Source organism: Rhodopseudomonas sp. BR0C11 (genome assembly GCF_010820945.1).
GTDB classification, from domain to species: domain Bacteria; phylum Pseudomonadota; class Alphaproteobacteria; order Rhizobiales; family Xanthobacteraceae; genus Rhodopseudomonas; species Rhodopseudomonas palustris_H.
Genome location: NZ_QTKI01000336.1, coordinates 1 through 5,419 on the forward strand (window position 1 = coordinate 1; position 5,419 = coordinate 5,419).

General features: G+C 64.3%; 7 protein-coding genes. All 7 read right to left on the minus strand.

Annotated elements, in window-relative coordinates; all coding sequences use genetic code 11:
* Positions 1-215: 215 nt before the first annotated feature.
* Positions 216-797 (minus strand): YqaA family protein, encoded by a 582-nt coding sequence (locus DYI24_RS20285; RefSeq protein ID WP_107346241.1) that lies wholly within the window; start codon positions 795-797, stop codon positions 216-218.
* Positions 798-898: 101 nt separating this feature from the next.
* Positions 899-1,294 (minus strand): phosphoribosyl-ATP diphosphatase, encoded by a 396-nt coding sequence (gene hisE, locus DYI24_RS20290; protein WP_164573595.1) that lies wholly within the window; start codon positions 1,292-1,294, stop codon positions 899-901.
* Between the two features lie 104 nt (positions 1,295-1,398).
* Entirely contained in the window at positions 1,399-1,797 is a 399-nt protein-coding gene (locus DYI24_RS20295) for a hypothetical protein (protein ID WP_164573596.1), read from the minus strand.
* 186 nt (positions 1,798-1,983) lie between these two features.
* A complete protein-coding gene (locus DYI24_RS20300; protein ID WP_164573597.1) occupies positions 1,984-2,943 on the minus strand; it encodes a Gfo/Idh/MocA family oxidoreductase in 960 nt (319 codons plus the stop codon).
* Between the two features lies 1 nt (position 2,944).
* The gene (locus DYI24_RS20305; RefSeq protein WP_107346237.1) at positions 2,945-3,799 is read right to left on the minus strand and encodes a class III extradiol dioxygenase subunit beta; all 855 of its coding nucleotides are present in this window, start codon (positions 3,797-3,799) and stop codon (positions 2,945-2,947) included.
* Positions 3,799-4,188: a protocatechuate 4,5-dioxygenase subunit alpha gene (ligA, locus tag DYI24_RS20310; RefSeq protein ID WP_107346236.1), complete on the minus strand. Its 390-nt coding sequence runs from the start codon at positions 4,186-4,188 to the stop codon at positions 3,799-3,801. Before ligA ends, DYI24_RS20305 begins: the two co-directional genes overlap by 1 nt.
* 158 nt (positions 4,189-4,346) lie before the next feature.
* Complete coding sequence (locus tag DYI24_RS20315) at positions 4,347-5,261, minus strand: amidohydrolase family protein (protein WP_164573598.1); 915 nt, start codon at positions 5,259-5,261, stop codon at positions 4,347-4,349.
* Between the last annotated feature and the right edge of the window lie 158 nt (positions 5,262-5,419).

Below are 5,419 nucleotides of genomic sequence, written 5' to 3' on the forward strand. Positions count from 1 at the left end.
CCGGTGGAGGTGGCGGCGGAGGCTGGTCGGCCGGCGGCGGGGGCGCGTAATTCTGCGCCAGCGCGGGGCCGCCGAGCAGAACTGTGGCGAATATCGCCGCTGTGAAAATGCCGACGCGGCGCGGCACGAGGCGCCAGCGCAAGCTGCGGTTCGAGATGGGCATGGCCCAGCCTACGCCGATGCGCCGGCGGAGAGAAGGCTATTCGCCGTCTCCGCTAGACCAGTTTGAAGGCGATGACGAAGCCGAGCACCAGCACCACGGCGCCGATCGTCACCCACAGGCCGAGCCGCTTCTCGATCTGCTCGCGGATCACCACGCCGTAGCGGTTCAGCACGACCGCGACGATGAAGAACCGGCCGCCGCGGGCGATGATCGAGAACAGGATGAACAGCCAGACATCGTAGCCGGCAAAGCCCGACGTGATGGTGACGAGCTTGTAGGGGATCGGGGTGAGGCCCTTGAGCAGGATGATCCAGGCACCCCATTCGGCGTAGCCGGCGCGAAACGCCTCGACCTTGTCGCCATAGCCGTAGAGCTGGATCAGCCAGTGCCCGACCGAATCGTACAGCAGGGCGCCGATCGCATAACCGACCACGCCGCCGGCCACCGACGTCACGGTGCACAGCGCCGCGTAGAACCAAGCGCGTTGCGGCCGCGCCAGCGACATCGGAATCAGCATCACATCCGGCGGCACCGGAAAAAATGAGCTCTCCGCGAACGAGACCAGCCCGAGAATCCAGAGGGCGTAGGGCTTGTGGGCGGCGTCGATGCACCAGTCGTAGATTTTGCGCAGCATGGAGCGCGATCAACCATTCCGTCGCCGGTTTGTCCATGGCGCAAAAGGCACAGATGCTGGAGAACGGGATGCCGGAGGCCGAGTGAAGAGAGGACGTGAGTTCAGTGACGCTTGCGCACCGCGCGGGCGTCCTGCGCGACCACGGGGCGCCGGGTGGCATGCGGCGTCGGCGGCTTGCCGATGCGCGTCTTCGGCAGCTTCTCCGCGATCCCGAGCAGATTCTCGCGGCGGCGCATCTCGGCCCAGACATCCTCGGGGCGGACGCCGGCGGAAGCCCATAGCACGGTGAGATTGTAGAGCAGGTCGGCGCTTTCGCGGATCACCGCCTCGCGGTTGCCGTTGACCGCGTCGATCACCACTTCGATCGCCTCTTCGGCGAGCTTCTTGGCCATCTTGCCGGAGCCGCGTTGAAACAGCCGAGCCGTCCGCGACGTCGCTGGATCGAGATCCCGCGCCGCGAGCACGGCGTGATAAAGGCGCTCAAGCGAATCAGCCATTTCAACAGCTTAGCTGATTTCGATGTCAGTCGTGTTAACGCAACTCAGGCGCGATATCCAACCTTAGAGGCAGGATGAGCGCGCCTGAGCGTCGGTTCGGTGCATTAATAGCCGTAGTAGTACGGTCGCGGGCCATAGGGTGCGCCATAATAGCGCGGTCCCCCGTAATAACCCGGGCCGCCATAGTAGTAGCGGTACCGGCTCTCATACGCGTCGCGCTGCGCCTGCGCGGCAGCGATCGCTCCGATGGTGCCGACGATCCCGACAAAGGCTGCGGCAGCCGCCGCGTTACCATTGCCGCCACGCCGGGCGTAGCGACGCTTGCGCGCGCTGACATCGGTCAGCGGAGCGGCCACGGTCGCCGGTGCAGCGGTTTGAAGCTTGGTCGTGGGAGCGGCAGCGAATGCCGCAGTCGGCTCGAGCGCCGGCACGGCCAGCGCTAGTGCGGTGACGATCGCGACGGTCCGGCCGCCCGACGACCACAAGGATTTGCGCTTCTGCATCTGTATCCTCCGCCTGACGGGTGTGTCTCGGTAATCCGCCAAGACAACCGTCATGATGCAGCTAAGGTTCCGCTTCGGAAACACAAGGCCGGGCTGCGTGCGCGCCGATGGTTCCGCGCTTCAAAGCAAAATGGCCGGGACGAGCCCGGCCATTGAACGGCGATGCGGAGAGACAGCTGCGGAGGATCAGCCCTTGGCGAGCTGCTGATCGAGGTCGTGCAGCACCTGGTAGCAGGGCAGCACCTGGGCGACGCTGGCATTCGGCTCGCGGCCTTCGCGGATTGCGGCGAAGAACTCGCGGTCCTGCAGCTCGATGCCGTTCATCGAGACATCGACCTTGGAGACGTCGATCTTCTCTTCCTTGCCGTTCACCAGATCGTCGTAGCGGGCGATGTAGGTGCCGTTGTCGCAGATGTAGCGGAAGAAGGTGCCGAGCGGACCGTCATTGTTGAACGACAGCGACAGCGTGCAGATCGCACCGCTCTCGGCCTTGAGCTGGATCGACATGTCCATCGCGATGCCGAGATCGGGATGGATCGGTCCCTGCACGGCGTTGGCCTTCACGATCGGCGAGCCGGCCTGATAGGCGAACAGATCGACGGTGTGGGCGGCGTGGTGCCACAGCAGGTGATCGGTCCAGCTACGCGGCTGGCCGAGTGCGTTCATGTTGGTGCGGCGGAAGAAGTAGGTCTGCACATCCATCTGCTGGACGTTCAGCTCGCCGGCCTTGATCTTCTTGTGCACGTATTGATGGCTCGGATTGAAGCGGCGGGTGTGGCCGCACATCGCCACCAGGCCGGTCTGCTTCTGCAGATCGACCACCGCCTGCGCGTCCGCCAGCGAATCCGCCAGCGGGATTTCGACCTGGACGTGCTTGCCGGCGCGCAAACAGTCGATGCCCTGCTGCGCGTGCATCTGGGTGGGCGTGCAGAGGATGACCGCGTCGACCTCTTTGATGGCCAGCGCGTCCGACAGTTCGGTCGAGACGTGCTCGATGCCGTACTTCTTGGCGACTTCCTGGGTCGGCTCCAGCCGGCGCCCGATCAGCGACACCACCTCGACGCCGTCGATGTTCTTGATGCCGTCGAGATGCTTGATGCCGAACGCACCCGCTCCCGCGAGGGCGACCTTGATCGTCTTTGCCATGTCAGGCGTTCTCCAGAATGAGGTGGCCGACCGCAGTGTTGCTGGCCGGGACGTGGTAGAAACGGTGGGCGACCTTGGGCTTGGGGCCGCCTGCGACATCGCTCATCGCGCCGCGCGCGATCAGCCACATCACCAGCTCGATGCCCTCGGAGCCCGCCTCGCGGACGTAATCGATATGCGGCTTCTGTGACAGGCCTTCGGGATCGGCGATCAGCTGATCGAGGAAGGCGTTGTCCCATTCGCGGTTGATCAGGCCGGCGCGCGGCCCCTGGAGCTGGTGGCTCATGCCGCCGGTGCCCCAGATCTGCACGTTGAGGTCTTCGTCGTAGGACCGGATGGCGCGGCCGATCGCCTGACCGAGCATGTAGCAGCGCCGGCCCGACGGCACCGGATATTGCACGACGTTGACGGCGAACGGGATCACCGGGCAGGGCCAGGCCTGCGGTTCGCCGCACATCAGGCTGAGCGGCACGGTGAGACCGTGGTCGACGTCCATCTTGTTGACGATGGTGAGGTCGAAATCGTCCTGGATCACCGACTGGGCGATGTGACCGGCGAGCCGCGGATGGCCGATCACCTTCGGCACCGGCCGCGGCCCCCAGCCTTCGTCGGCCGGCTGATACTCGGCCGCGGTGCCGATCGCGAAGGTCGGAATCAGGTCGAGGCTGAAAGCGGTGGCGTGATCGTTGAACACCAGGAAGATCACGTCGGGCTTCTGGTCCTTCAGCCACTGCTTGGAGAACTCGTAGCCCTTGAACACCGGCTTCCAGTAGTCTTCGCCGGTCTTCTGCATGTCGATCGCCGCACCGATCGCCGGCACGTGCGAGGTGTAAACGCTGGCGGTGATACGGGCCATTACTTCTTCTCCCCGACGTAGCGATTGCCCTCGATCGGGCGGCCGCCGCCGACCATCATGTTGCGGTATTCTTCTTCGGTCATTCCGGTCATCGAGCCCGCCATCTGCTGGAAGCTCTTGCCGTCGGTGGCGCCGATCTTGGCGAGGAAGTAGATGTTGCCGCCGAGCGCGATGCAGCGATTGAGGTCGCGATCCAGCACCGCCTGCTTCTGTTCCTCGCTCATCGGCCATTCGTCGAGATAGGCGCGCTCGTCCGCCTTGAACCGGGCGCGGTTCTCGGCCTTCATCAGCGACATGCAGAACTGGTTGAGATGATAGCCCTGGCGCGACATGTCGGCATCGAAGATCGTGGTGCCGGGCACGTCCTTGTAGGGTTTGTCGAGGGGCATGGCGGGGTCTCCTCTGGAATTTGGTTATGGTTCGTCATTGCGAGGAGCGAAGCGACGAAGCAATCCAACTCAGTGCTCTGTGCTCTGGATTGCTTCGCGGAGCTTGTCATCGGGCCGGCCAAAGGCCGGACCCGGTGGCTCGCAATGACGGCGTTGAATTACTTCTCCTCCGGCCAGTACAGCCGCATCGGGTTGTCGACCAGCAGCTTGCGCTGAAGTTCCGCGGTCGGGGCAATGTGCGGGATGAAGTCGACCAGCAGGCCATCATCCGGCATGTCGTCCTTCAGGTTCGGGTGCGGCCAGTCGGTTCCCCACAGCACGCGATCCGGGAAGGTCTCGACGATGCGGCGGGCGAACGGGACAACATCGCGATAAGCGTTCTGTTCGCCGTTCAGCGCCGGCGGACCGGACACCGAGAGCCGTTCCGGGCAGCTCACCTTCGACCAGACATTGCCGTGCTCGCGCATGAATTTGACGAACAGCTCGAACTCGGGGCCGTCGACCGGCTTGGTGACGTCCGGCCGGCCCATGTGGTCGACCACCACGGTGGTCGGCAGCGAGGTGAAGAAGTCCCACAGCTCGGGCAGGTCGACCGCCTCGAAATAGATCACCACGTGCCAGCCGAGCTTTTTGATGCGTCCGGCGATCTCGACCAGTTCGTCCTTCGGGGTGAAGTCGACCAGCCGCTTGACGAAGTTGAAGCGGACGCCGCGAACACCGGCATCATGCATCGCCTGCAGCTCGGCATCGGTGACGCTGCGCTTCACCGTGGCGACGCCGCGAGCCTTGCCGCCCGAATTGATCAGCGCGTCGACCATCGCCCGATTGTCGGCGCCGTGGCAGGTCGCCTGCACCACGATATTGCGGGAAAAGCCGAGATGATCACGCAGCGCATACAGCTGCTGCTTCGACGCGTCGCACGGCGTGTATTTGCGCTCCGGCGCAAACGGAAACTCGGCGCCCGGCCCGAACACATGGCAATGCGCATCCACCGCGCCCGGCGGCACCTTGAAGGTCGGCTTCGAGGGGCCTTGGTACCAATCCAACCAGCCCGGGGTCTTTTCGAAGGTCATTCGGTTACTCGTCTCAGTCCGTGTTGGTCTAATTCAGCGCGAATTCGGGTTGGTGCGGGCTCAAGTGAGCAGTTCAAACCAGTCAGTGTTTCGCCTCTGCCTCTCATCTCCATTCCCCCTGCGGGGAGGGGTCGGGGGTGGGGGTCCGCAGGCACTGC